Origin of the sequence: Algoriphagus limi (assembly GCF_024919275.1) — a bacterium.
GTDB classification, from domain to species: Bacteria; Bacteroidota; Bacteroidia; order Cytophagales; family Cyclobacteriaceae; genus Algoriphagus; species Algoriphagus limi.
In genome coordinates this window covers 671,534-696,468 of record NZ_JANWGH010000001.1, presented here as the reverse complement: position 1 = coordinate 696,468, position 24,935 = coordinate 671,534, and the positions used below count along the sequence as shown (strand labels likewise).

The window sequence follows — 24,935 nt, the reverse complement described above, 5'->3', positions numbered from 1 at the left end:
ACATGAATTCAGAACAAATTCGCTGGGCAAGAAGATTTAAATGGATTAGCCTAATAGAAGGAGTTTCCTTTTTGGTTTTACTTTTCATCGCCATGCCACTAAAATATATCTACGATATCCCTCAGGCGGTCACTGTTGTAGGTTGGGCTCATGGAATCCTGTTTATCATTTACATTTATTCCGTTTTCCCAACAGCTTCCAAATTGAAATGGGAATTTGGAAGAACACTGTTCGCACTTATAGCATCGGTACTACCTTTTGGCCCATTTATTTTTGATAGAAATCTCAAAAAGAGTCAACATGTAGATTTTATAGAACATGGCTCTGATTAGTAAAAAGAAGCAGGTTTATCCCATCAGTGATGGATTAAGGGCTCATCTTGAAAAATATGGGCGGGAAGTCAATATTCCTATCCATTACGAAGAACTCCTTCGCTACAAAGACTCCATCGCGCTTTATGACTCCAAGGATCATGACACGCTCTGGGAAACTGTTTTTTATGAGCAAAATGACCGGGAAGAAATCCATCAAAGCGTCAAGCGTATCTATGCTATTTTAAAGGCTGGAGGGGATTCTTCTGTTATGGAACACCTCTATGTAGACCGAATCGATCTCTGCATTTATGGAAATACACAACCTTTTCGAATCCGAATTGTAAATCGAATTAATGACAACTTCGATTATTTCTACATTAAGAATGCAGACGCTTCTCGGGTTTATGGTTTGGAATTGGAGCATCTCCTCTCTCCTAATAGAATTAGCTATTTGGTCCACAAAAACACCTTAATTGAAGAACATATTGCTGGAATTCCTGGGGACAAGTTCATGCAGCTCTATATCAATGACCAAAACCTCAACCCCATTCGATTAGCCAAAGAGTTTGTCAAATTCAATGAGCGGTGTTTTGTTCGGCTTTTGGGTGATATGCATTCGGCCAATTTCGTGATTGATGTAACGCCTGATTTCGAGGAAACGCATTATCGAATTCGAGCGATAGATTTTGATCAGCAATCTTACGAGGGAAAAAAATCCATATACCTTCCTCAATATTTCAAAGAAAACAATGCACTGATCGAACTGGGGATGAAATACATCACCCCTGAATCAATGCGACAATATCAAAAAGAAGAACGTGCCTTAATTGCATTTCGCCTCAAATCCTCACAACATGAAATTGAGGGAATTCTAAAAGCTATGGAACAGGATGAGATAGCTCCTTCGGAAAATGTTTTTAATCTAAGGAAAGAGTTGGCAAGACATTACAAAAACCAGAAATTCATGACCTGCACCAATATGGGGCAGATTTTACGGGTAAGTTTGGAGCAAGTTCTCCGGTAATATTTTACTAAAAACACCTTACCATTTTTTCAACTGCTCATAAACCAAGTGAAGCGGAAATCCCATCACATTGAAATAGGATCCCTCTAATTTGCTAACACCAATAAAACCTACCCATTCTTGAATGCCATAAGCACCGGCCTTATCAAAAGGTTGGTATTCCTTGATATAATGCCAGATTTCTTCCTCTTCCAAGAATTTAAAAGTCACTTTGGTTTCATCCTCCAAAGTTATTCGCTTCAAGCGGTCCGTAATTGTCACAGCAGTCATCACAGTGTGGGTTGATCCGGAAAGGCTTTTTAGCATATCAAAGGCTTCCTTTTCTGAATTTGGTTTTCCCAAAACATGTCCATTTTCAATAACCACCGTATCCGAAGTAATCAAAATCTCATTTTCCAATAGTTCATCCGGAAAAGATTCCGCTTTCAATTTGGATAGATATGCTGCCACATATTCAGCAGGAATATCAGACGGGATTGTTTCATCTACAGGATTGGTCCTGATCTCAAAATCAATTTCCAAACCCCGCAGCAATTCCTGTCTCCTAGGAGAATTAGAAGCTAAAATGATTTTTTTATCCTTGATGTTTTCTAAAAAACGCGTCATAAGGGAATTCAAATTCTTTTTGATCAATACTCGCAAATAGCAACCCGCTCAAGGTCTTTGGATAAAAGTACGTAGATTTTTGGGGCATCAACTCTCCAGAACGACAAACTTCCAATACTTGAGACATTTCTAATTCTCGGGTAATAATTGCAAAACTTGCAGCTCCTGAACGTACTTCCCGTAGACAGCGAGAAAAATTCCGTTCATAGCTGATTTGGGAAGATTGGCGCTGCTCTTCCCTACTTAAGCCCAAAACCGAGTGAAACACCACTTCATGAAGGACTGATAAATCAAGTTTGCGAACCACCTCTGGCAATTCAGATTGAATAGATGAAAATTTTTCAGGTTTCAATTCCAAAAAATAACTTTCTTCACCAATCAACATACCATAGGTCCAGGATTTGTGAAAGGCATACATCCCTATTTCCTCAGCATCAGGGAATTTTTTAACGGTAAACCATTCTTTCAATCTTTCCAAAAACTCTTCTTGACTCAAGGTCAAATTGTAAAACAGGCGATGTGTAGGCAGTATTTTAAGGTCATCTGATGATGCATTGGTTAAATACATCAGATGATAATCATGTGCTTTCCATTTTTCTTCTGGAAAAGCATCTTTCCATTCGTTTTTTAAGGAAATACTCCCTTCAATTCGATGGTGACCATCCGCCAAAATGATTTGCTTTTGAGCTATATATTCTACGAATTCGGCAATGATATCAGCATCATGAATGACAGCTAATACCTCTCTTACTCCCTGATAATCTTCAATTTCATAAAGTGGAGATTTCATGGCTTCATCCATGTACTTTTCCAAGTGGAAATCAGGATCATCATACAAACCATGGGTTGGAGAAGCTTGGATTTTGGATCGCTTCAGTAATTCAACTCGATCATTTACAGCAGAAACAATGGTATTTTCATGGCGAAGGATTTGCTTTTCTTCCCAATCATACGCTTTAATCTGAGCGATAAAGCCTTTTCTACATCGCTCAATATGCTCTCCCGGAAGTCGAAAATATTGGTAGTACACATATATCCCAGGTAAGGCATCCTGTTGAATAATTCCCTCTTTCTTCCAGCGGACTAGTGTTTCATGTGCAGTTTGTGCGGGATCTTCCCCCTTTGGAACAGACAAGTGAATGCTATTATAGGCATTTTCATACAATAACTCCCGCTGCTTAGAAGAAACGACATCAAAAAGAGGAGCTGTCATCTCCTCCATTTTTTCACTCAAATGATCAGCATAACGCCAAGCACGAAGCGGTAAAATCTCAGCCATCTATCTTCAACCTTTTTCTCCAAGCAGAAGTACCGGATGTTACCTCCTGCTTCGCTCCCTTCATCATTTCTTGTCCTTTTTCTTGAAGAAAAAATTCAACTGCCAAGGCTGCTATAAGCTCTTCTTCTTTTTCAGTAAGGGGCTGATCCAATAAATCAGGATGAAAATACTTCTCCACAAATTTTGTATCAAAATTCCCACTTGTGAAAGCTTCATGCTTCAAAGCAAAACGACAAAAATCCAAGGTGGTTTGAATTCCAGTAATTTGATAATCATCGATGGCACGTATCATCCGTGATATTGCTTCTTCACGATTTTGGCCATGGGTAATTAGTTTGGCGATCATTGGATCATAATAAATAGGAATGTCCATTCCTTCTTCAAAACCATCATCTACCCGAATACCTGGTCCTTGAGGACGTCTGTAAGTTTGGAGATTTCCAATATCCGGAAGAAAGTTATTCTTTGGATCTTCAGCATAAACTCGAATTTCCAAAGAATGCCCATTGATTTGAAGGTCCTCCTGAGAAAAACTCAAGGGTTTTCCTTCTGCAATCCAAATCTGTTCCTTTACTAGGTCTTTACCCGTAATCATCTCCGTCACAGGATGCTCCACTTGGAGTCGGGTATTCATTTCCAAGAAGTAAAAATTCAGATTTTCGTCTACAATAAACTCGACTGTTCCAGCACCATAATAATTACAAGCTTTAGCCACACCTACAGCAGCTTCACCCATAGCTTTTCGCATCTCTGGACTTACAACTGCAGAAGGAGCTTCTTCAATTACTTTTTGGTGGCGACGCTGAATGGAGCACTCTCGCTCAAAAAGATAAACTGTGTTACCATGTTGATCACCCAAAACCTGAATCTCAATATGGCGTGGAGAGGTGATAAATTTCTCAATAAATACAGCCCCATCTCCAAAAGCAGATTGTGCTTCACTGACAGCTCGCTGCATTTGCTCTTCAAAATCATCCTCAGATTCAACAATCCGCATTCCCTTTCCTCCTCCTCCGGCAGATGCTTTAATAAGAATAGGATAGCCAATTTCTGCTGCTCTTTGTTTTGCTTCAGCTATATCAGAAATAGCCTCTTCCGTACCAGGCACAAGAGGAATATCATATTTTGAAACTGCCTGTTTCGCCGCCAATTTACTTCCCATCACCTCAATGGATTCAGGAGAAGGACCTACGAAAATCAATCCGGCATCTGTTACTTTTTTTGCGAAGTCGGCATTTTCTGATAAAAACCCATAACCGGGATGAATTGCATCGACTCCAAGTTCCTTGCAAACTTCAATGATTTTGTCCGATAGCAAATAAGAAAGATTGGAAGGTGGAGGACCAAGGCAAACTGCCTCGTCGGCATATTTAACATGGGGTGACAATCGGTCTGCTTCACTGTACACCGCAACTGTTTGGATTCCAAGTTCTCTTGCAGAACGCATAATTCGAAGTGCTATTTCACCTCGGTTGGCAACCAAAAGCTTTTGGATTTTCGACATATTTCTAAAGTATAATTGGGTCTCAAATTCAGAAAACAACGAATAACGGAAAATTATCGGAGTAAAGGTAGGCTAAAGCAGCAATAAGATTCAAATTTTGCGTGGTAGGTATATAAGTTGTATTTTTGGCGACTTTTAAAAGAGAAATTATATCATCACATAAAATAAGATCACCTTGGATTTATTTGCTAAACTACAAACAAACCTAGGCCCATTAGGGAAGCATTCACAATTCTCAGATGGGTATTACATGTTTCCAAAGCTTGAAGGAGAAATTGCTCCTCGCATGAAGTTTCAGGGAAGAGAAGTCTTGACTTGGTCCTTGAACAACTACCTAGGACTTGCAAACCATCCTGAAGTTCGAAAAGCTGATGCTGATGCTGCTGCAAAATGGGGTGCTGCCTATCCTATGGGTGCACGTATGATGTCAGGACAAACTTCCTTGCATGAAAAGCTTGAAAACGAGCTAGCGGAATTTGTAGGTAAAGAAAAGGCTTATTTGCTGAACTACGGATACCAAGGAATCATGTCCGTAATCGATGCCTTGTTGGATAGAAAGGATGTAGTAGTATACGATTCAGAATGCCACGCTTGTATCATTGATGCTTTGCGTATGCACATGGGTAAGCGATACGTTTTCCCACACAATGACATCGAAAACTGCGAGAAGCAACTTGAAAGAGCAACCAAACTCGCTGCTGAAACCGGTGGAGGTATCTTGGTGATCACTGAAGGTGTCTTCGGAATGACTGGAGACCAAGGAAAATTGAAAGAGATCTGTGATCTTAAGAAAAAATTCGAATTCCGTCTTTTGGTTGATGATGCGCATGGTTTTGGATCAATGGGTAAAACCGGTGCCGGAACTCATGAAGAGCAAGGTGTAATCAACGAAGTAGATCTTTACTTCTCTACTTTTGCGAAGTCCATGGCTTCCATCGGAGCATTTATTGCAGGTGAAGAAAAGGTGGTTCATTACCTACGATTCAACATGCGATCTCAAATCTTCGCTAAATCTCTTCCTATGATTTTTGTGGAAGGTGGATTGAAGCGCTTGGAATTGCTTCGTACACGCCCTGAATTAAAGGATAACCTTTGGAAAATTGTCAATGCGCTTCGAAGCGGATTGCATGAAAATGGGTTCAGCACAGGAAAATCAAATTCTCCTGTAACTCCAGTCGTATTGAATGGAACCGTAGGCGAAGCTGCGGCACTTTCACATGACCTTCGAGAGAATTACAACATCTTCTGTTCAGTAGTAATTTATCCAGTTGTACCTAAAGGCATGATTATCTTGAGGTTAATTCCTACGGCTGTTCACACCATGGACGATGTGAAAGAAACAGTGACTGCCTTCGCTGCTGTAAAAGACAAATTGACTAGCGGTCAGTACCGCAATTCAGAGTTGGCTGAAGCTTTTGGAGAATAAAAATTTTTCCAAAAAAAAGGCCAATAGGATTGAAATAGTAAGTATTTGGGCTATATTGAAACCATAAACTTATCATCAACCTAAAATTAAACACTTTTACTATGAGCAGATTTAGTGAAGTTAAAGATCTTGTAATGAGCTTGGAGGCTGATTTCGAAAAGTTCTACGAAAAAGGTAACCAAGCAGCCGGCACCAGAGTAAGAAAAGGAATGCAGGAGTTGAAAAACATGGCGCAGGATATCCGTAAGGAAGTACAAGACATGAAAAATGCTGGTTAATCAAAAAAGAAAGGTGGCATAAGCCACCTTTCTTTTTTGAAAGTTTTTAAAGTGGAGCCTTAAAACTCCACTTTATTATTTTCAGGCTGTACATCAGCCATTCGTTTGCTCGGATCGATTTCAATGAATTGGATAGTTTCTAAATTTCGATCGATTACCAAAGTTTTTTCAAGATTTACCCAAGGCCAATCTTCGGTGTGAATTCTTTTAGGAGCACCAGCTTCCTCAGCTTTTTCACCTCTCATGATCACCAAAGGCAGATAAATCATCTCCTGTGATCCATCTTTGTAGGTAATTACCACATCCAATGGCATTGGCATTAAGCCGATTCGCTGAAGAGTCAACTCAGTTTTATCTCCATTTGCTTTAACTTCTTTGATAGCGTAATCAATGGTTTTGGTAGTGTATACAAAATACTCTTTGTACCAATCTAATTCGATACCACTCTCCTTTTCCATGATTCTGATCAAGTCATTGACATTTGGATGCTTGAATTTCCAGGTATTGAAATAGCGAAGCAATCCACGATCTCGCACATCAGCGCCAATCACATAGCCCAACTGCTCCATGAAAACAGCACCTTTAGAATATGCTGCTGAGCCATAAGCACGATTAGTATGATAATGGTCGGAATGCGTACTCATCGGTTCCTCTAAACCGGAAAGGGCCAAAGAAATATACCCTCGGTAACTTCCTTGATGAACATTTCCTTCTCTTCTAGGGAAAATCGCCCCCATGGTTAAGTTGGTAGCATAAGAGGTAAAACCTTCATCCATCCAAGGGTAAAGTGATTCATTAGTAGCTAAAACTCCATGATACCAGCTATGGGCTAATTCATGCACCATCACTCCCACTAAGGAAGGAAGGCTTCTCTCGCCTGTTACTAAAGTCGACATCGCGTACTCCATACCTCCATCTCCGCCTTGAACAACTGAGAACTGCTTGTATGGATATTGACCAAAATGCTCAGACATATAAGCAATGGCCTTAGGCGTGTATTCTTTCAGCTTTTCCCAGTTTTCAGAAGTTTTCTCTCCTGGAATAAAAAAGTGATGAACTGTAATTCCATTATCCATTACCACTTTGTCATGTTTGTATTTTGGATCAGCTCCCCACATAAAGTCGTGAACCATAGGAGCTTTAAAGTGCCAAGTCAAGGTATTTCCCTGAGGCTCAGGAACAGTTACCCCTTCGTCTTCATAGCCATGACCGATTTGATTAGGATTTTGCAAATAACCGGTTCCACCAATCGTGTAGCTTTTATCAATAGTAATCTTGACATCAAAATCACCCCAGATACCGTAAAATTCGCGACCTATGTAAGGATTTGCATGCCAGCCTTGTTCATCGTAATTAGCCATTTTAGGGTACCATTGAGACATGGAATACCGAACACCTTCAGCAGAATCTCTTCCTGATCTTCGAATTTGGATTGGAACTTGACCATTAAAATCCAATTCCAGAACTGCCTGAGAATTTGGAAGAATCGGTTCAGGAAGGTGAACTTCTAACACAGTCCCTACCTCGATAGCATGTGCAGGCTTTCCGTTTAGGGTCAAATTGGAAACATGCAAGTATCCGATTTCCTCAGGAGAAAGATTAGCAATGCGATCACCCACTCTTCGATCTGGATCTGCAATCGTTCTTGACCGCACATCCATCATACTTCCAGGCTGAAAAGCATTGTAATAAAGGTGATAAAACACACGATAAAGCGTGTCAGGCGAATTGTTGGAATAAACCAATTTTTGTTTTCCCTCATATTGGTTTGTTTCCACATCCATGAATACTTCCATTTCATAGTTCACGGACTGCTGAAATCTCCCGGATTGGGCAAAGCCAACTCCTCCCAAAAGACATAGAAAAAGCCCTAAAAAAGGCTTCTTAAAACGATTCAACATAGATTTTAAATTTTTTTCTAAAGAAAAGGAAAATTGCTCAGCCTCACCAAACCGATAATCATATTTTAGTGGTAGAATTAGCTTCAACCGATTTTGTTTCCATTGAAATAAAAGTTGAAAGCTAGTTCGGTTGTTTTGCTTTATTTAAAAGAAAAAATCATCAACTACATGAAAAAACTCATTACTCTCTGGCTAATGATCCTAATTGGATCAACCGTTCTAGCTCAGGAAGTGGACATGGATTGGTTCAAATCCATGAAAACTCGAAATGTAGGACCAGCTGGAATGAGTGGAAGAATCACAGCCATCGATGCTGTTGACGACAATCCTTCCATCATTTATGCAGGTTCTGCTTCAGGTGGCTTGTGGAAATCTACCTCAGGAGGTATCCATTGGGAGCCCATCTTTGACGATCAGGTAGTACACTCTATTGGTGCTATCTCCATTTATCAAAAAAACCCTTCCATTATTTGGGTGGGAACTGGGGAAGGAAACCCTAGAAACTCACTTAACCTAGGTTATGGCGTGTATCGATCATTAGATGCAGGTAAAACTTGGGAGTTGATGGGGTTGGAGAAAACCCGTGCTATCCACCGAATCATTGTTCACCCTGACGATCCAAACACTGTTTATGTGGGAGCAATCGGTTCACCTTGGGGTGAGCAGGAAGATCGTGGTCTTTACAAGACAACTGATGGAGGAAAAACTTGGGAAAAGATCCTTTATATCGATGAAAAAACCGGTGTCGGTGAAATGATCATGGACCCAAATAATCCCAATAAGATTTTCGTCAATATGTGGCAACACCGTCGCTATCCTTGGTTTTTTGAGTCTGGAGGACCTTCCTCTGGTCTTTATGTAACTCATGATGGAGGCGAAAATTGGAAAAAGCTTGACGATAAAAATGGTCTTCCAAAAAGCGACTATGGCCGCATGGGACTGGCCATTTCCGCTGCAAACAGCAATAAGGTTTACGCCCTAGTTGAGTCAAAGAAAAACGCCCTTTATGTTTCTGAAGACGGTGGTGAAAATTTCAGCATGGTAAATGACAAACCAGAGATTGGTGACCGTCCTTTCTACTATTTTGAAATTCATGCAGATCCTAAGAATGAAAACCGCATTTATACGCTTTATTCCAGAGTTGGAATGAGTGAAGATGGCGGAAAGTCCTTCACACAAATTCTTCAATATGCTGGGGTCCATCCTGACCATCACGCATGGTACATCAATCCAAATGATCCAAAACTTATGATTGATGGAAATGATGGAGGCTTGAATATTACTAGAGATGGAGGAAAGACCTGGTATTTCGCCGAAAAAATACCAGTTGGTCAGTTTTACCATGTCAATGTAGACAATGAACTACCCTATAATATCTATGGTGGTATGCAGGATAATGGTTCTTGGACTGGTCCGGCTTATGTATGGAGAAGAGATGGTATCCGAAATACCTACTGGCAGGAAGTTTCCTTCGGTGATGGATTTGATGTGGTTCCTTACCCAGCAAATTCAAGATATGGATACACCATGTCTCAGGGAGGTAATGTATCTCGATTTGACAAGTTGACTGGTCACAACCGGGTAATTCGTCCTACTCACCCAGACAAAGATGTATTCTTGAGATTCAACTGGAATGCTGCTATCGCAGCTGATCCACACAATGAAAACGGGGTTTATTATGGTTCTCAATTCTTACATAAGTCCACAGATAGTGGAGAAACTTGGGAGATAATTTCTTCAGATTTGACTACCAATGATTCTACTAAACAGCGTCAACAACAAACTGGTGGATTGACCTTTGATATTACTGGTGCAGAAAATCACACTACAATAATCGCTATTGCTCCTAGTCCAGTTGATTCCAATGTTATATGGGTTGGTACAGATGATGGCAACTTGCAATTGACGCAGGATGGAGGCCAAAATTGGACAAACCTAGCTTCTAAGCTTCCTGGATTGCCTAAGAATAGCTGGATTGCTCAAATCCAAGCATCAGATTATGCAGCTGGTGAAGTTTGGGTGATTGCGAACAACTACCGAAACAATGATTTCAGCGCTTATGCTTATCACAGCTCAGACTTTGGAAAAACCTTTACCAGAATCGCAGATGATTCTAAAGTTTGGGGTTATACCTTATCTATCAAGCAAGATCCAGTAGAACCGAATTTGGTTTTCCTTGGAACAGAATATGGCTTGTATGTTTCATTTGATAAAGCCAAAACATGGAATAAGTGGGAACATGGCTATCCTAAGGCTGTTTCAACCTATGACATGGCTATTCAAGAAAGAGAAGCCGATTTGGTAATTGGCACTTTTGGACGATCTATGTGGGTATTGGATGATATCAGACCACTTCGAATTTTCGCAGCAAATAATGGAAAATTGCCTGAAGGAAAAATATTGGCAGTACAGGCTCCTGATGCATACCAAGTTGAAATTCAGCAACCACATGGTGAGCGATTCCCTGCTGATGGAAAATATGCTGGGGAAAACAGAGAAACTGGAGGCAGACTGAGCTTTATCCTAAATGATGATAAAGAAAAACTGGATACCGTTACAGTCAATATTTACGATGAATCCGGCGAGCAAATTCGAACCTTAAAAACAGTTCCTCAAAAAGGTGTAAACCGTATCAATTGGGGACTTGACCGAAAATCAACTGCAGAATTCTTTGAAACAAACCGAAGAAACAGAAGAGGCTTCTTTGAGCCAGGTGGTGCAGATGTGGTTCCAGGTACTTATCGAGTGGAATTCGTATATGGAGATGAAAAATCCGAAACAACCATCAATGTACATGCTGATCCAAGAATTGAAGTCAGAATAGCTGATTTGAAAGCAAGAGATGATTTCTTCAAGAAATTGGAAGCATTGCAAACTGTGATGAATAAGGCCAACTATCAAATGAGTGAGGCTGAAAAAACCATCAAAAAGGTGCAGGATATGGTGAAAGATATTGACTCTGAAGAGGCCAAATCTCTCGCGGATGCTGCAAAAGAAATCAGTAAGAAGTTGGATAAAGTTAAAGAGGCATTCAACGGACCTACTCGTGAGGGACAGGGAATTGTTCGAAATCTCTATCCTACTACTATGAGTCTTCAGTTTGTTCCAAGAAGATATGCAGGTTCTTCCTATGCAGCTCCTGGACCAACAGAAGAAAGAACTTACCAGCAGGCAAAAGAAGCAGCTGATGAAGCGCTAGCTGTATTGGATGAGTTCATGAATGGAGATTGGAAGACATTTGAGGAAAAGGTGAATACAACTCAAGTGAATCTTTTTGAAACCATAAAAGATTAATTCTCATCATAATTCTGATTACAAAATAAGCACCCGGTTGGGTGCTTATTTTTTTGTTAGCCAATAAAAAAAGCTTACCCAATATAAAGAGTAAGCTTTCAAATGTTTTTTTAAAGATTTATTTGTTAGAAATCCTTTCCGCAGACAGCCATTTTTGAAGGATCAAATACTGATTGCTCAGCTTCTAAACCAATATCCCCAGCCACTAAAATAATTTCATAATCAGGGCCATCATTTGCTAAGTGAACCTTAACATGTCCATCAAATAGTTTGAAGTCTTCAAAACTCAATGTTGAACCATCTGATAATTGACCCAAAACAGTTACACTTTTTAAATCTTTTGCACTAACTGGATTCAGAATAAAAGCGATTGGTGCATCCTGCAACTGATAATTTCCAAAATGCAAATGTGCTGGGAAACTAACATCAGAATCACTATTTACCCCATCCAAATCAATGGTCAATTCTAGGTTCCCTCCCACTAATTCTTTGACGGTTAGATTTCCTGTAAAATCAAAGTCAGAAGATTTATATAATTGATATTCATAGATTTTGCCAGTATACTGATCTGGTTCTGAATCGGTACAAGCCCAAACAGATCCTAAAACAATAAAGGCTATCAGTAACTTTTTCATAGTTGTGAAGTTTTCAATACTCAGAACGATAACAAATCAAAACCTGTTCAATTTTTACTAAAAATATCGATTTTCAGATATTGCCAGTTGATAATTGTCACATTATTGTGAATTGATACTTTCCAATGAAGCATTTTGCCCGCCTAATTTCCCAATTAGATCAATCCAATAAAACAAAGGATAAGTTGGCGGCCCTGCATCACTTTTTCAAGGAAGCCTCTGATCGGGATAAAGTTTGGGGAATCGCGCTCTTCACCCATCGACGTCCTAAGCGTCAAATTTCCACTAAGCAACTTCGAGAGTGGTGCATGGAGTATTCGGGGATTCCCAATTGGCTATTTGAAGAATGCTACCACACTGTAGGAGATTTAGCAGAAACCATCTCTTTACTGCTTCCCCTACCTACCAATAGCCATTCTTATGACCTGAGCGACTGGATTGAAAAATTAAATAGCCTAAGGGACAAAGAAGAAGATGATAAAAAGGAGTTTTTATTAGATGCCTGGTCTCGATTAGATCGCACAGAGCGATTCGTCTTTAACAAAATCATCACTGGAGGCTTCAGAATTGGAGTCAGTCAAAATTTGATCACACAAGCATTGGCTCAATTTCTCGACTCTGAAAAATCAGAAATCGCCTATGCATTGATGGGTAATTGGGACCCAAATAAGATTCAATTTGAGGAGCTTTTTAATCCAAATTCAACAGAACAAGATTTATCGAAACCTTATCCATTTTTCCTGGCACATCCCTTAGAAAAAGAACCTTTTGATTTGGGAAACTTAGAACATTGGCAAGCAGAATGGAAATGGGATGGAATTCGAGGACAGCTTATTTCTCGAAAAAATGAAGTATTTGTTTGGAGCAGAGGAGAAGAATTGGTGAATGAAAAATTTCCAGAGTTGTTGGATCTAGGTCAAAAGCTTCCAGACGGGACGGTTCTCGACGGGGAAATTCTAGCCTATCAAGATGGAAAACCACTCCCATTTTCCTTACTTCAAACACGAATTGGCAGAAAGAATATCACCAAAAAAATTCTACAAACCGCTCCTGTCAGTTTTTTAGCTTATGATCTTTTGGAATGGGAAGGACTGGATTTTCGAAACCAACCTCTCCATATTCGGAGATCAAAGCTGGAATTGATCCACGGAGAAATTAATCATGAAAGATTGGAAATATCTCCTCCAATTCAGGCTAATTCCTGGAATGACCTTGCCAAAATCCGTGAAAAATCCAGAAGTGAATTAGCCGAAGGCCTGATGCTCAAACATAAGGAGAGTCCCTATGAAACTGGAAGAAAAAGAGGCAATTGGTGGAAATGGAAAATCGATCCACTGACCATAGATGGTGTGATGATTTATGCCCAGAAAGGGCATGGAAGAAGAGCAGATTTGTACAGCGACTATACTTTTGCCGTTTGGGATGGGGATCAATTGGTTCCCTTCGCAAAAGCATATTCTGGACTCACGGATGCAGAAATGCGAGAAGTGGATCAATTTGTTAAGAAGAATACTTGTGAACGCTTTGGTCCTGTTCGTACGGTCAAGCCGGAATTAGTATTTGAAATAGCTTTCGAAGGAATCCAAGACAGTCCTCGTCACAAAAGTGGGATTGCTCTCCGATTTCCCAGAATTTTAAGATGGAGAAAAGATAAACCCAAAGAAGAAGCAAATACCATTCAAGAACTCCGAGCACTACTTGAACTCTATGGATGATAAGGAACTAGAACCTGCCCTTTCCTATTTTAGGTCTAAAAACTGGGAAGCCTTTGATTTTCAGAAATCAACCTGGAAAGATTACCTTTCAGGTAAATCAGGGCTACTTAACGCTCCTACGGGTTCTGGAAAAACCTTTGCACTTTGGTTTGGAGTCATTTTGGATTTTATTCGAAAGAATCCTAATGATTGGAAAGAAAAGAAAAACAATGGATTGCAGCTAATCTGGATTACCCCTCTTAGAGCTTTGGCTCAGGACATTCAAAAAGCTATGCAGGAAGTTTGTGATGCAATGGAGCTTCCGTGGCAAGTTGCAGTTCGAAATGGAGATACAGATCCAAAAACCCGTGCTGCTTTAAAAAGAAAACCGCCAGAAGTCCTAATAACAACACCTGAAACACTACACATTTTAATTTCCCAAAAAGATCATCCAAAGCTTTTCAAAAACCTACAATGCATTGTCGTCGACGAATGGCATGAACTAGTTGGAAATAAACGAGGAGTCCAAGTACAGCTAGCGCTGGAATATATCCAATCACTTTGTCCTCAAACATTCCGAAGGTGGGGAATTTCGGCAACGATAGGCAATATGGAAGAAACCTGCCGAGCTTTGTTAGGTTTTGATCTTCCCATTCACATGGTTAAAGCGAATGTTCATAAGCCGATCATTTTAAAATCCGTAATCCCTGAAGAAATCGAAAAATACCCTAGGTCAGGACATTTAGGAATCCGGATGATAGATCAGGTCATTCCCATCATCGAGGAAGGAAAAACAGTATTACTTTTCACTAATACTCGATCCCAGACAGAAATCTGGTATCAAAAACTTTTAGAAGCTAGACCAGATTGGGCAGGATGGATCGCAATGCATCATGGCTCCTTGGACATGAATGTCCGAGCTTGGGTTGAAAACTCCCTGCATGAAGGTAAACTCAAATTAGTAGTATGTACTTCCAGTCTGGATTTGGGTGTAGATTTCCGTCCTGTTGATCGAGTAATTCAAGTCGGAAGTCCAAAAGGAGTTGCTAGATTTATTCAGCGAGCCGGTCGGGCTGGACATCAACCTGGACTTCCTTCTGAAATCTTTTTTGTTCCTACCAATTCGCTAGAATTGATTGAAGCTGCAGCTCTTAGGAATGCTATTGAATCCGATGATATGGAGTCCCAATTCCCTCCTATTTTGCCCTATGATGTTTTAATTCAGTTTCTGGTGACTTTGGCAGTTGGAGAAGGCTTTTTGAAGAAAGATATCTTTCCTTTGATCAAAAGGACTTACTCTTTCTCTCAACTTAGTCAGGAGGAAATGGATTGGGTCATGCGATTTATTACTCAGGGAGGAGATTCCTTAAGCAGCTATGAGGATTTTTTAAAGGTTATTCAAGATGAAGACGGAAGCTATCGAGTCAAAAACAAACGGATTGCAATGAAGCATCGCCTTTCCATGGGCACCATTGTTTCCGAACCCATGATCAAAATCAAATTTAAAAATGGGGCTTATCTAGGAACGGTTGAAGAATATTTTATTTCCAAAATGAAAATTGGAGACCGGTTTTTCTTCGCTGGAAGACCATTAGAGTTATTGCAAATCAAAGATCTTACCGCGATTGTCAAAGTTTCTGAAAAGAAAACCAATCATGTTGTCAGTTGGATGGGAGCCCGCATGTCTTTGTCTTCTATGCTTGCTGATAAAATCCTACAAATCCTACAAGAGTATATTCAGGGGTTACTCCGATCAGAAGAGGTACAACAAATCGCTCCTATTCTAGATCTTCAAAGTAAGCTTTCCATCGTCCCGGACCCCGATACATTTTTAATTGAATCCCATCAAAGCAAGCAGGGCTATCATCTGTTTTTCTATCCATTCGAAGGGAGGATGATCCATGAATTAATGAGTGCCCTGATCGCCTACAGGATTTCCATCAGTTATCCAGTCACTTTCAATATGGCTATGAATGATTATGGCTTCGAATTACTTTCAGATAGCCCAATTCCTATTGAGGAGATTTTGGAGGAGGATATTTTTTCTTTGAAGAATATTGAAGAAGATGCACTCCGCTGTGTCAATGAAAGCGAGATGTCCCGTAGAAAATTCAGAGAGATCGCAGGAATCGCAGGATTGGTCTTTCAGGGATATCCGGGAAAGCCAGCTACTTTCAAACACATTCAATCCAATTCCAGCTTACTTTTCCAGGTTTTTGAGCAATACGATCCGGATAATTTACTTCTGAAACAGGCCCAAAAGGAAGCCTTGAACCAACAAATGGAACAAGAGAAATTTGTAGAAGCTATTAAAAAAATAAATCGGCTTAGAATCGATGTCCGCTACCCGGTTCAGTTTACGCCTTTTTCTTTTCCGATCATGGTTGACCGACTCAGCAGAACTACAATTTCCTCAGAAAGTCTAGAAGATCGAATCGCTAAAATTCAAGCTCAATTTGAGGTATTGGATTAATTAGCTCTCCAGAAGAATGGTGTAAATAGTACCAGAATGGTGAAGAGCTCTAATCTTCCTAGCAACATGATGAATGCCAAGAAGACTTTCGCCGCTGGGGAGAAGAAGGCAAAATTATCCACTGGTCCAACATCCCCGATAGCAGGTCCCACATTACCCAAACTTGTAGCAACGGCTCCCAATGAAGTAGGCAGATCATATCCCATCAAGGAAAGAACCAGAGCTCCTAAAACGAAAGTGAGCAGGTAAATCAACAAAAAGTTCATGATATGGGTAATGATTCTACCTGTTACCCGATCACCATTAATCATCAAAGGAACTACAGCCCTTGGGTGAATAAGACGCTTAAACTCTAACCAAGAATTTTTTATAAAAGTAAGATGACGGACAAACTTAATCCCACCAGCTGTGGAACCAGCAGATCCACCTATGAAAAGGAGCATGAAGAAAATGAAAGTCAACCCTTGGCCATATTGAGTATAATCATCTGTCACATAGCCGGTGGTTGTTACAAGTGAAACAACTTGGAAAAGTGACTTACGGAAAGCCAATTCATAACTCCCACCATTTGCTGCAATTGGGTAAAACACAATCACTGTAATCGCCAAAACAGCAAGCGTATAAGTCTTAAACTCATCACTTTGGAATACTCTTCTGAATTTCCCTAAAAGTCCAAAGTAGATAACTGTAAAGTTTGTTCCTGCAAGAAACATGAAGAGAATTGCAACATATTGGATAAAGGCCGAATCATAGTGAGCCATTGAGGCATTCTTGGTGGAAAAACCTCCAGTTGCAAGGGTAGTCAATCCATGATTGATGGCATCAAAAAAGGTCATTCCTCCTATCCAATAAAGAATTGTAGCAGAAAGAGTCAAACCAACATACACATACCAAAGACGCTTAGCAGTTTCGGAAATTCGAGGGTGAACCTTATCAGAAGTAGGTCCTGGAGATTCCGCCACAAAAAGCTCAATTCCACCAATTCCCAAGAGTGGAAAAATGGCGACAGTCAAAACGATAATACCCAAACCACCAATCCATTGGGTCATACTTCTCCAAAAAAGCAAGCCCTTTGGCATGACTTCAATATCAGTCAAAATGGTTGCTCCAGTGGTAGTGAGACCGGAAAGTGTTTCAAAAAAGGCATCTTGAAAAGTCGGAATTTGATGACTTAATAGGAAAGGAAGCATTCCAAACAAAGCCATAAAAGTCCAACTCAAAGCTACGATGAGGTAACCTTCCCGCTTTCGAATGTTTTGATCTTGCTTAGAAAAGGAAATAGATAAAACCAACCCAACAAAGCCTGTTATACCCATAGAAATAAGCATGGGCCAAGGATCTTCTCCGAAGTAATAAGAAAAAATAACTGCCGGAAGCATGAGGAGGGCAATCAGCAACAAGAGTGCCCCCATGATTTTGGCAATTTCTTTAAAGTGAATCATGAATTAATGAAATAATTTATCCAACGCAGCTTTCGCCTGAGGTAAGGCTAATACAATCGCCTTGTCCTTCATTTGCATCTGGAACTCTCCATCTGGAATAAAAACATCTTCACCACGAATTACTCCTGCGACAATTGCGGTATCCGGGAAGTGTAAATCCTTTAATGGATAGCGGGTAAGTCTGTTATTTTTGCTTACGGAATATTGAATGAATTCAGCATCCACACCATAAATTCCAGATACTGCATCAACTGTCCCCTTTCTTAGGAAACGGGAAATTTCGTTAGCTGCCACCAGTTTTTTATTAATCAAAGAATCCACCCCAATACTGTGAGAAATATGGATATACTCTCGTGTATCTACGTGTGCAATCGTTTTATAAACTCCGTGATTTTTAGCAGAAAGACTGGTGATGATATTGGTCTCGGATGATTCAGTCAATGCTAAAAAAGCATCCATTTGCTCCAATCCTTCCTCGATAAGCAACTCTACATTTTTGTAATCACCATTGATAATCAGCGTATTTGGCAACTGTTCTGCAAGCCATTTACATCGCTCCTTATCACGATTGACCAATGTCACACGATAATGATGCTCTAACCGCAAAGCAGTAGTCAAAGCCATGTCATCACCTCCGATGATCATGATATTTTTAACTTCACGTTTTTTCTGACCGATCAGATCCAAAATGCTTTCTGTGTGCTTTTTGGTGGAGATGAAAAAAACGTGATCGTGGTTTCGAATGATATTACTACCTCTTGGAATGATGGTTTTTTGATCTCTCAGAATCGCAATGATTCGGATATCATCAAAAATAGGATTGGACTTCATATCCATAATCCGTTGATTCACCAAGGGATTACTATCATCCAGCGTTACACCAACGATATTCAGTTTTCCACCTTCAAAATCAAACACTTCTGTAAAGCTTGAATTTTGAATCATGTTGAAAATCTCCTTGCTACAAAGCATGGTGGGAGAAATCAAATTATCAATTCCGAGATTGTGGAAATATTGAACGTTTTCGCTATTAAGATAAGAGTGGTTGCGGACCCGAGCCATCACCATTTTTGCTCCAAGCTGCTTAGCAAGAACTGCTGCTACAATATTGGTTTTTTCGGAAGTCGTCACCGCCAAAAGCATGCTGGCGTTGGTAACGTTGGCTCGCTGAAGTACTTCGATTGAAGTCGCGTCTCCCATTACTGTCAGGACATCCAATTTGGAAGAAACGTAATCTAAAACCTCCCGCTCGGTATCAATAAGTGTGATGTCCTTATTGTCATAACTTAATTGCTCTGCAAGGTGATATCCCATATCCCCTGCACCAGCAATTACAATGTGCATCCCCATATAATTTTTTCTGGTGATAAAACTGTAAACAAAAGTAATACCTTTCTAAATGGTTATCAGTATTTAACCGAAAAAATTGAGTTTGGAACAAAGGCCGGAAAAAAATAGGAAAGCATTTACTGGATAAAAAGATTAATCTTCCAGTAGCCGATCCGAATCGGCATCCGGCAATTCTTCAACATCCTTTAACTTCCTCTGAATGACTCGGGTTCTCACCCCAACCAACTTATCCAAATCTGCATTGGCTTCCTGAAGCTTCTTTTGAGTCTTTTCTATCAGATCACCGAATTTGGAGAATTCCGTCTTCACAGCACCCAAAATTTGCCAAACTTCAGAGCTTCTTTTTTGGATCGCCAAAGTTTTGAATCCCATTTGAAGACTGTTCAAAATAGCTGAAAGTGTGGTCGGTCCCGTAACCAAAACTTTATAGTCTTGCTGTATCTGTTGAGCTAACCCAGGCTGACGTAGAATCTCCGCATAAAGACTTTCAACTGGCAAAAATAGAATTGCAAAATCTGTCGTATGAGGAGGATTTAAATATTTTGACTGAATGGCCTGGGCTGATTTCTTGACGGTTCGGATTAATTCTGCCCGAAAATATTCAATCTCAGTTGGGTTCCCGGTGTCATAGGCATCCACCAATCTCAAGTAGGATTCTTGAGGGAATTTAGAGTCAATCGGAAGAAGTACCAAATGATCGTTTCCAGGCATTTTTACAGCAAACTCTACCCGTTCTCTATTTCCCTTTCCTACGGCAGCATTAGTTAAGTATTGCTCCGGAGAAAGCATGTTTTCCAATAGAGCCTGCAACTGATATTCCCCCAAAACTCCACGACTCTTGACATTGCTCAAAACCCGCTTTAAATCCCCTACTCCATTCGCAAGATGTTGCATTTCCCCTAAACCTTTTTGAACAGCTTGCAATTGCTTGCTCACCATTTCAAAAGATTGACCTAATCGAGCTTCTAAAGTTTTTTGAAGTTTCTCATCTACGGTTTCCCGTATTTTTTCCAGACGCAATTCGGTAGTCTTTTGAAGTTCTTCTTGCTTCTTATTCAAGGCATCCAACTTCTCTCTTTGCAAATCATTGAAATCCCGAACATTACGACGGAATACTTCCCCGAAATCTTTTAAAGCATTTTGTTGATCCTGAGAGTTATTTCTCAGAGAATCAAATACTAATCTAAATTGAGCTAATAGGTCTTGACGGCTTTCTTTCCTACCGTCCAAAAGAGATTGAGCAATTTCCTCCTTCAACTCTTGGATTTCTTTTTTCTGGCTTTGGCCGAAAACTTTTATGGCAAAAAAAACAAGAATAAACAGTTGAAAAAAGAGTACTAGATATAAAAGCGTTTCATTAGTCATAAGTCATAAATTTGGGCTCATCAAGGTAGTTTTTTCGAACTTCTACACCCAAGAAAGAAAGGTATTTTGAGACAGATTCTGTCGGGATTTCTTCCATTGGAACATGCCCTACACCATCAAAAATCACCAAATGGGAGCCCGGAATGGCTTTTTCTAGAGAATATGCTTGTGAAACAGAAATCCAAGAATCTTCTTTCCCCCACATAATTAAAGTGGGCATGGTTAATCTTTCAAAATCTACATCTGAGTTTCTAGGTCCTTTCAGTCGATCCAAAGTAGCCTGCCTGTTTCCTTCCCGCAGCATCAATTCGAAATAGCGATCGATGGTCTTCTGTTGAATTTTCGATTCATCTCCATACACTTGCTTCAAGTTCATCCCAAACAAAAACTTGGGGGTACACTTCAACAAGACTTTAGAGAAAATAGGGTTTTCGGCTACCTGAAAAATCAAAGGGCGACTGGAATTAGAAGGAGAATTTTCTCCTTCTAAAGTCCTCGGGGACAATTGAGGAGCACCCGAAGAATCAATCAAATTCAAGGACAAAACTTGATCTGGTCGGGTACTCGCTACTTGCAGCGCCACAGCTCCACCCATAGAATTACCTGCAAGATGAAATCTCGAAATATTCAATTTTTCGGCTAAGCGAAGAATTATCTGACTGTAATCCATGATAGAGTAGCGCTGCAATTCATCGGGTCCAGTCAAGCCATGACCGGGTAAATCCACAGAAATAGTCAAAAAATAAGGGCTTAGCTCACGTTGCCATTCATCCCAAGTATGTAAAGAGGAAAAACTTCCATGAATTAAAATAATTGGCACTCCCTCCCCCATAAAACGAGCATGAAGCTTTACTCCATCCACTTCAATAAAATGAGATTCCGGAGTGCTGTATTTTTCAATTATTTCTTCTTCGGGAATATCACTGCGAAACATTAACAATAGAAAAAATACAAGGGATAATAACACCCCTGCACTGATCTTAAGTAGAAGACTGATCCAACGCATAGCTTATAAAATAGAGCTCAGATATTTTGTTTAAACTATAACAAAAATTCTTCCCAAAAGGCTATTTTGCCAAAAAAGGATTTTGGCAGGAATCAAAAATATCATAGAAAAATTAGGTCCAGGGCCGCTAGTAGCCGCTGCTTTTATAGGTCCAGGAACCGTAATGGTTTGTACCCTAGCCGGTTTTAATTATGGATATGAATTACTCTGGGCTGTAGCATTATCGATTTTAATTACTGTTATTCTTCAAGAAATTGCTGGAAGAATAGGGATAGCAACAGGAAAAGATCTAGGAGAATTAATTCGATCCCAGGAAAGCAGTTGGATATTTAAGACCATCCAGATCCTTTTGGTTTTTGCCGCCATCGTCATAGGAAATATCGCTTATGAATCTGGAAATTTGACTGGTGCTAGGTTGGGGTTAGAAGTCTTCTTTTCCTTTCCACAATGGCAAATCGCAGGACTTTCAATCGAATCAGGAAACCTGATAATTGGTCTTACAGCGTTGTTTCTTCTCTGGTTTGCCAACTACCTATTGATAGAAAGAGTCTTGATCTTTTTGGTGATAGGCATGTCCATATCTTTTCTTTATACAGCTTTTGCACTTCAACCAGATTGGAAAAATCTTTTTTATGGATTAATCCCAAAAATCAGTTCAGAAAATACGGCATCAATTGTTGCCTTAATTGGAACAACAGTTGTTCCTTATAACCTATTTTTATATGCTTCCCTTGCTAAAAGCAAGTGGAAATCAAGTAGTTCACTCTCTTGGATGCGATGGGATATTGGTTTATCGGTTTTGCTTGGTGGGATAGTCTCCATGGCAATATTGGTAGTGGGAAATTTCAACCAAAGTGAAACTATTGATAGTGCAGCAGAAGTAGCAAAAGGCCTTGAACCTGTTTTTGGAAATGCGGGCAAATACCTGATGGGATTTGGATTGATGGCTGCCGGACTCACTTCTTCGATCACAGCCCCTTTGGCAGCAGCATTGGTCATTTGTGGCTTATTAGGAAAAGATCAATCCACCCAATCTCCTCCCATGAGATGGTCCTTTCTTTTGATCATGGGTTTTGGACTCATTTTCGCCTCTTTTGGTATTCGACCTGTACAATTGATTACAATTGCTCAAGTCGCAAATGGAGTACTATTACCTTTTATCAGTATTTGGCTGATTTGGGTAGCTAATCAAAAAAAATGGATGGGGGGACGTCAAAATCCCAAATGGCTACAATTCATCTCAATTCTGATTGTATTGCTTACCTTTTTATTGGGCATACGCGCTTTGAGCTCTGTCTTTAACTGGAATCTTTTTTAAATAATGTGAAAAGAAGTAAACCTTCCCATCCACTTGCAGTCTAAGCAACAATGAAGCAAACCAATGATCAGGAAATTCTCCAACTCATTCGGGATCCAAGCACCAAAGAGCTTGGTTTTCGGATTCTGATCGAGCAATACCAAAAGCGGGTTTATCAAGTCGTACGAAGAATGGTCTTGATCCACGAGGACGCTGATGACTTAACTCAAAACACCTTCATTAAAGCCTATAGGCATTTGGATAAGTTTCAGGAAAATGCTGGTTTATTCACTTGGTTATATCGAATTGCAGTCAATGAAACCCTTACTTTCCTCGAAAAAAAGAAAAAGCGATTCTTCTTTTCTATTGAAGATCATCAGGACCGATTAGAATCCTACATTGATCGACCGGATAGTTTAAATGGAAGTGAAATCGAGAAAAAACTTGCAAAAGCCCTACTTCTTCTACCAGAAAAACAAAGGCTTGTATTTAACCTTAAGTATCAAGAAGATATGACCTATGAACAGATTGCCCAAGTCACGGATACGAGCGTGGGGGCATTGAAAGCGAGCTATCATCATGCAGTCAAAAAAATCGAAGAATTTCTAAAGCAAGAATAAACCATTTAAAGGAATTAAAGTCTAACAAAGCGAAATGGAAAAGTTACCCAAATTCTCAGAAATAAATGCTCCGGAAGGGTATTTTGATACACTTCCTGACCAAATTCTCAACAAAGTCCACCCTCAACATGATTGGACATGGGTGAGATGGGCAGCTATTTTCATTGCATTTCTTTCGGTTGGAGTTTATTTCTTCTACCCTACAACACAAAGCAACGAATTAATTGCACTGGATGAAGAGGTTAATTTGTATATCGATGCAAATTATTGGACAGCGGAAGACATACTTAGTATGAGCGATCAACCTGACATGATTCTTGATGAATTGATTGAGGAAGAAATGCCTATACTGGAAGAAATCTTTAATGACGAATACTTAACACCTACCGAGCAATGAAAAAAACTGGATTAGTATTACTATTCTTTTTCCTTATTATTTCATTGGGATTTGCCCAGCGAAGAGGAAATATTGACTCGGAGCGGTTGGAAGCTGCTCGAGTAGCTTTCATTACCACACGATTGGATTTGTCTTCTGAACAAGCCGAAAAATTTTGGCCGATCTTTAACGAATACAATAAAAAACGTGAGGCAAATCTTAAGGAAATAGCTGATTTGACCCCTAGAAATCAAAGTAGCGAATTGACAAATGAGCAAGCAAAGGAAGTGATTTCAAAAAGATTCTCCATTCAAAAACAAATGATTGTAGAGGAGGAAAAATTTGTAGAAAAAGTCTCTCAGGTTATCAGTTATCAGCAAATCCTAAAATTAAATGGGATAAACCGAGATTTTGCGAGGATGCTCTATCAGCGACAAAGGCAGGAAAGAAAACAATAAAAAAAGCTCCAAATGGAGCTTTTCTTTTTTATTGCTTCTTCAGCAAATCTCGAATTTCTTCAAGCAATACTTCTGATTTTGGTGGTGGTGGCGGTGGAGCAGCTTCTGCTTTTTTCTCCTCCTTCTTGTTCATTTTGTTAATCCCCTTCACAGCCAAGAAAATCACAAATGCAACGATTATAAAATCGACTACATTTTGGATGAACATACCATAATTAACAGTCACAGCTGTTGCAATGGTTTCTCCCGCTGCGTCAAGTTCGGCATCTTTTAGTGTCCAGGATAACTCCTTAAAGTCTACCCCTCCCACCAAAAGTCCAATCGGAGGCATTACGACATCATTGACAAAAGAGGAAACAATTTTTCCAAAAGCTCCACCAATGATTACACCAACAGCCAGGTCAATGACATTACCCCTGACAGCAAACTCTTTAAACTCTTTAAGCATTCCCATACGAGTTGAATTAATGGTTGATAAAATATTTTATTAAGAACTTACATTTTTTCCAACTTTCACAACTGAGAATTCATTTTTTTCAATATTTCCGAGCAGGATAAGCCGATTAAGATAGACTCGTCTCAATTTCCAAAAG

The 24,935-nt window shown here is 39.8% G+C and carries 21 protein-coding genes; 11 read left to right on the top strand and 10 right to left on the bottom strand.

What is annotated here, in order from left to right; genetic code table 11:
- Window positions 1-2 precede the first annotated feature (2 nt).
- Window positions 3-332, top strand: coding sequence for a DUF3817 domain-containing protein (locus tag NY014_RS03005; RefSeq protein ID WP_259413047.1), 330 nt, complete (start codon window positions 3-5; stop codon window positions 330-332).
- Window positions 319-1,338, top strand: coding sequence for a hypothetical protein (locus tag NY014_RS03000; protein WP_259413046.1), 1,020 nt, complete (start codon window positions 319-321; stop codon window positions 1,336-1,338). Before NY014_RS03005 ends, NY014_RS03000 begins: the two co-directional genes overlap by 14 nt.
- Before the next feature lie 18 nt (window positions 1,339-1,356).
- Here the strand turns inward: NY014_RS03000 and NY014_RS02995 are convergent, their stop codons facing one another.
- Genes NY014_RS02995 through accC form a run of 3 tightly spaced genes read right to left on the bottom strand, consistent with a single transcriptional unit; the run spans window position 1,357 to window position 4,727 of the window.
- The gene (locus NY014_RS02995; RefSeq protein WP_259413045.1) at window positions 1,357-1,944 is read right to left on the bottom strand and encodes a Maf family nucleotide pyrophosphatase; all 588 of its coding nucleotides are present in this window, start codon (window positions 1,942-1,944) and stop codon (window positions 1,357-1,359) included.
- Window positions 1,913-3,223: a DUF1015 domain-containing protein gene (locus tag NY014_RS02990; RefSeq protein WP_259413044.1), complete on the bottom strand. Its 1,311-nt coding sequence runs from the start codon at window positions 3,221-3,223 to the stop codon at window positions 1,913-1,915. Before NY014_RS02990 ends, NY014_RS02995 begins: the two co-directional genes overlap by 32 nt.
- Window positions 3,216-4,727: an acetyl-CoA carboxylase biotin carboxylase subunit gene (accC, locus tag NY014_RS02985; RefSeq protein WP_259413043.1), complete on the bottom strand. Its 1,512-nt coding sequence runs from the start codon at window positions 4,725-4,727 to the stop codon at window positions 3,216-3,218. The genes NY014_RS02990 and accC overlap by 8 nt, the downstream gene beginning before the upstream one ends.
- A gap of 175 nt (window positions 4,728-4,902) precedes the next feature.
- Between accC and NY014_RS02980 the strand changes: the two genes are divergently transcribed.
- Window positions 4,903-6,153 (top strand): aminotransferase class I/II-fold pyridoxal phosphate-dependent enzyme, encoded by a 1,251-nt coding sequence (locus NY014_RS02980; RefSeq protein WP_259413042.1) that lies wholly within the window; start codon window positions 4,903-4,905, stop codon window positions 6,151-6,153.
- A gap of 101 nt (window positions 6,154-6,254) precedes the next feature.
- Entirely contained in the window at window positions 6,255-6,431 is a 177-nt protein-coding gene (locus NY014_RS02975) for a BF3379 family histone-like protein (protein WP_135070500.1), read from the top strand.
- Window positions 6,432-6,490: 59 nt separating this feature from the next.
- Here the strand turns inward: NY014_RS02975 and NY014_RS02970 are convergent, their stop codons facing one another.
- Window positions 6,491-8,332, bottom strand: coding sequence for a M1 family metallopeptidase (locus NY014_RS02970; RefSeq protein ID WP_259413041.1), 1,842 nt, complete (start codon window positions 8,330-8,332; stop codon window positions 6,491-6,493).
- A gap of 168 nt (window positions 8,333-8,500) precedes the next feature.
- Here NY014_RS02970 and NY014_RS02965 point away from each other — a divergent pair, with 168 nt between their 5' ends.
- On the top strand, window positions 8,501-11,626 hold the full coding sequence (locus NY014_RS02965) for a VPS10 domain-containing protein (protein WP_259413040.1): 3,126 nt from the start codon (window positions 8,501-8,503) through the stop codon (window positions 11,624-11,626).
- Between the two features lie 125 nt (window positions 11,627-11,751).
- On the opposite strand, the gene NY014_RS02960 is transcribed toward NY014_RS02965, so the two are convergent.
- Complete coding sequence (locus NY014_RS02960; RefSeq protein WP_259413039.1) at window positions 11,752-12,261, bottom strand: hypothetical protein; 510 nt, start codon at window positions 12,259-12,261, stop codon at window positions 11,752-11,754.
- A gap of 125 nt (window positions 12,262-12,386) precedes the next feature.
- Between NY014_RS02960 and NY014_RS02955 the strand changes: the two genes are divergently transcribed.
- Both NY014_RS02955 and NY014_RS02950 read left to right on the top strand, forming a co-directional pair.
- Window positions 12,387-13,976 (top strand): ATP-dependent DNA ligase, encoded by a 1,590-nt coding sequence (locus NY014_RS02955; protein ID WP_259413038.1) that lies wholly within the window; start codon window positions 12,387-12,389, stop codon window positions 13,974-13,976.
- Window positions 13,969-16,428 carry a ligase-associated DNA damage response DEXH box helicase gene (locus NY014_RS02950; protein ID WP_259413037.1) on the top strand — a complete coding sequence of 820 codons (2,460 nt, stop codon included), beginning with the start codon at window positions 13,969-13,971 and terminating at the stop codon, window positions 16,426-16,428. Before NY014_RS02955 ends, NY014_RS02950 begins: the two co-directional genes overlap by 8 nt.
- Here the strand turns inward: NY014_RS02950 and NY014_RS02945 are convergent.
- From NY014_RS02945 to NY014_RS02930, 4 genes are all read right to left on the bottom strand, one after another.
- Window positions 16,425-17,870: a TrkH family potassium uptake protein gene (locus NY014_RS02945; RefSeq protein ID WP_259413036.1), complete on the bottom strand. Its 1,446-nt coding sequence runs from the start codon at window positions 17,868-17,870 to the stop codon at window positions 16,425-16,427. The genes NY014_RS02950 and NY014_RS02945 overlap by 4 nt on opposite strands.
- Before the next feature lie 3 nt (window positions 17,871-17,873).
- A complete protein-coding gene (trkA, locus tag NY014_RS02940) occupies window positions 17,874-19,220 on the bottom strand; it encodes a Trk system potassium transporter TrkA (RefSeq protein ID WP_259413035.1) in 1,347 nt (448 codons plus the stop codon).
- A gap of 132 nt (window positions 19,221-19,352) precedes the next feature.
- Window positions 19,353-20,585 (bottom strand): DNA recombination protein RmuC, encoded by a 1,233-nt coding sequence (locus tag NY014_RS02935; protein ID WP_259413034.1) that lies wholly within the window; start codon window positions 20,583-20,585, stop codon window positions 19,353-19,355.
- Window positions 20,578-21,591: an alpha/beta fold hydrolase gene (locus NY014_RS02930; RefSeq protein ID WP_259413033.1), complete on the bottom strand. Its 1,014-nt coding sequence runs from the start codon at window positions 21,589-21,591 to the stop codon at window positions 20,578-20,580. Before NY014_RS02930 ends, NY014_RS02935 begins: the two co-directional genes overlap by 8 nt.
- An 82-nt stretch (window positions 21,592-21,673) precedes the next feature.
- Here NY014_RS02930 and NY014_RS02925 point away from each other — a divergent pair, with 82 nt between their 5' ends.
- The 4 genes from NY014_RS02925 to NY014_RS02910 are packed head-to-tail and all read left to right on the top strand — an operon-like array spanning window position 21,674 to window position 24,342.
- Window positions 21,674-22,909 (top strand): Nramp family divalent metal transporter, encoded by a 1,236-nt coding sequence (locus tag NY014_RS02925; protein WP_259413032.1) that lies wholly within the window; start codon window positions 21,674-21,676, stop codon window positions 22,907-22,909.
- A gap of 50 nt (window positions 22,910-22,959) precedes the next feature.
- Window positions 22,960-23,508 carry an RNA polymerase sigma factor gene (locus NY014_RS02920; protein ID WP_259413031.1) on the top strand — a complete coding sequence of 183 codons (549 nt, stop codon included), beginning with the start codon at window positions 22,960-22,962 and terminating at the stop codon, window positions 23,506-23,508.
- A gap of 34 nt (window positions 23,509-23,542) precedes the next feature.
- Window positions 23,543-23,905 (top strand): hypothetical protein, encoded by a 363-nt coding sequence (locus NY014_RS02915; RefSeq protein WP_259413030.1) that lies wholly within the window; start codon window positions 23,543-23,545, stop codon window positions 23,903-23,905.
- Window positions 23,902-24,342 (top strand): hypothetical protein, encoded by a 441-nt coding sequence (locus tag NY014_RS02910; protein WP_259413029.1) that lies wholly within the window; start codon window positions 23,902-23,904, stop codon window positions 24,340-24,342. Before NY014_RS02915 ends, NY014_RS02910 begins: the two co-directional genes overlap by 4 nt.
- Before the next feature lie 28 nt (window positions 24,343-24,370).
- On the opposite strand, the gene mscL is transcribed toward NY014_RS02910, so the two are convergent.
- Entirely contained in the window at window positions 24,371-24,796 is a 426-nt protein-coding gene (gene mscL, locus NY014_RS02905; protein WP_259413028.1) for a large-conductance mechanosensitive channel protein MscL, read from the bottom strand.
- Between the last annotated feature and the right edge of the window lie 139 nt (window positions 24,797-24,935).

What these genes read in the sequence shown, in the direction of transcription:
- NY014_RS02920 (WP_259413031.1), top strand. Translation starts at nt 22,960, where the DNA reads ATGAAGCAAACCAATGATCAGGAAATTCTCCAACTCATTCGGGATCCA.
- NY014_RS02910 (WP_259413029.1), top strand. Translation starts at nt 23,902, where the DNA reads ATGAAAAAAACTGGATTAGTATTACTATTCTTTTTCCTTATTATTTCA.
- NY014_RS02930 (WP_259413033.1), bottom strand. Translation starts at nt 21,591, where the DNA reads ATGCGTTGGATCAGTCTTCTACTTAAGATCAGTGCAGGGGTGTTATTA.
- NY014_RS02935 (WP_259413034.1), bottom strand. Translation starts at nt 20,585, where the DNA reads ATGACTAATGAAACGCTTTTATATCTAGTACTCTTTTTTCAACTGTTT.
- mscL (WP_259413028.1), bottom strand. Translation starts at nt 24,796, where the DNA reads ATGGGAATGCTTAAAGAGTTTAAAGAGTTTGCTGTCAGGGGTAATGTC.
- NY014_RS03005 (WP_259413047.1), top strand. Translation starts at nt 3, where the DNA reads ATGAATTCAGAACAAATTCGCTGGGCAAGAAGATTTAAATGGATTAGC.
- NY014_RS02945 (WP_259413036.1), bottom strand. Translation starts at nt 17,870, where the DNA reads ATGATTCACTTTAAAGAAATTGCCAAAATCATGGGGGCACTCTTGTTG.
- NY014_RS02965 (WP_259413040.1), top strand. Translation starts at nt 8,501, where the DNA reads ATGAAAAAACTCATTACTCTCTGGCTAATGATCCTAATTGGATCAACC.
- NY014_RS02955 (WP_259413038.1), top strand. Translation starts at nt 12,387, where the DNA reads ATGAAGCATTTTGCCCGCCTAATTTCCCAATTAGATCAATCCAATAAA.
- NY014_RS02915 (WP_259413030.1), top strand. Translation starts at nt 23,543, where the DNA reads ATGGAAAAGTTACCCAAATTCTCAGAAATAAATGCTCCGGAAGGGTAT.
- NY014_RS03000 (WP_259413046.1), top strand. Translation starts at nt 319, where the DNA reads ATGGCTCTGATTAGTAAAAAGAAGCAGGTTTATCCCATCAGTGATGGA.
- NY014_RS02970 (WP_259413041.1), bottom strand. Translation starts at nt 8,332, where the DNA reads ATGTTGAATCGTTTTAAGAAGCCTTTTTTAGGGCTTTTTCTATGTCTT.
- trkA (WP_259413035.1), bottom strand. Translation starts at nt 19,220, where the DNA reads ATGGGGATGCACATTGTAATTGCTGGTGCAGGGGATATGGGATATCAC.
- NY014_RS02990 (WP_259413044.1), bottom strand. Translation starts at nt 3,223, where the DNA reads ATGGCTGAGATTTTACCGCTTCGTGCTTGGCGTTATGCTGATCATTTG.
- NY014_RS02960 (WP_259413039.1), bottom strand. Translation starts at nt 12,261, where the DNA reads ATGAAAAAGTTACTGATAGCCTTTATTGTTTTAGGATCTGTTTGGGCT.
- NY014_RS02995 (WP_259413045.1), bottom strand. Translation starts at nt 1,944, where the DNA reads ATGACGCGTTTTTTAGAAAACATCAAGGATAAAAAAATCATTTTAGCT.
- NY014_RS02950 (WP_259413037.1), top strand. Translation starts at nt 13,969, where the DNA reads ATGGATGATAAGGAACTAGAACCTGCCCTTTCCTATTTTAGGTCTAAA.
- accC (WP_259413043.1), bottom strand. Translation starts at nt 4,727, where the DNA reads ATGTCGAAAATCCAAAAGCTTTTGGTTGCCAACCGAGGTGAAATAGCA.
- NY014_RS02975 (WP_135070500.1), top strand. Translation starts at nt 6,255, where the DNA reads ATGAGCAGATTTAGTGAAGTTAAAGATCTTGTAATGAGCTTGGAGGCT.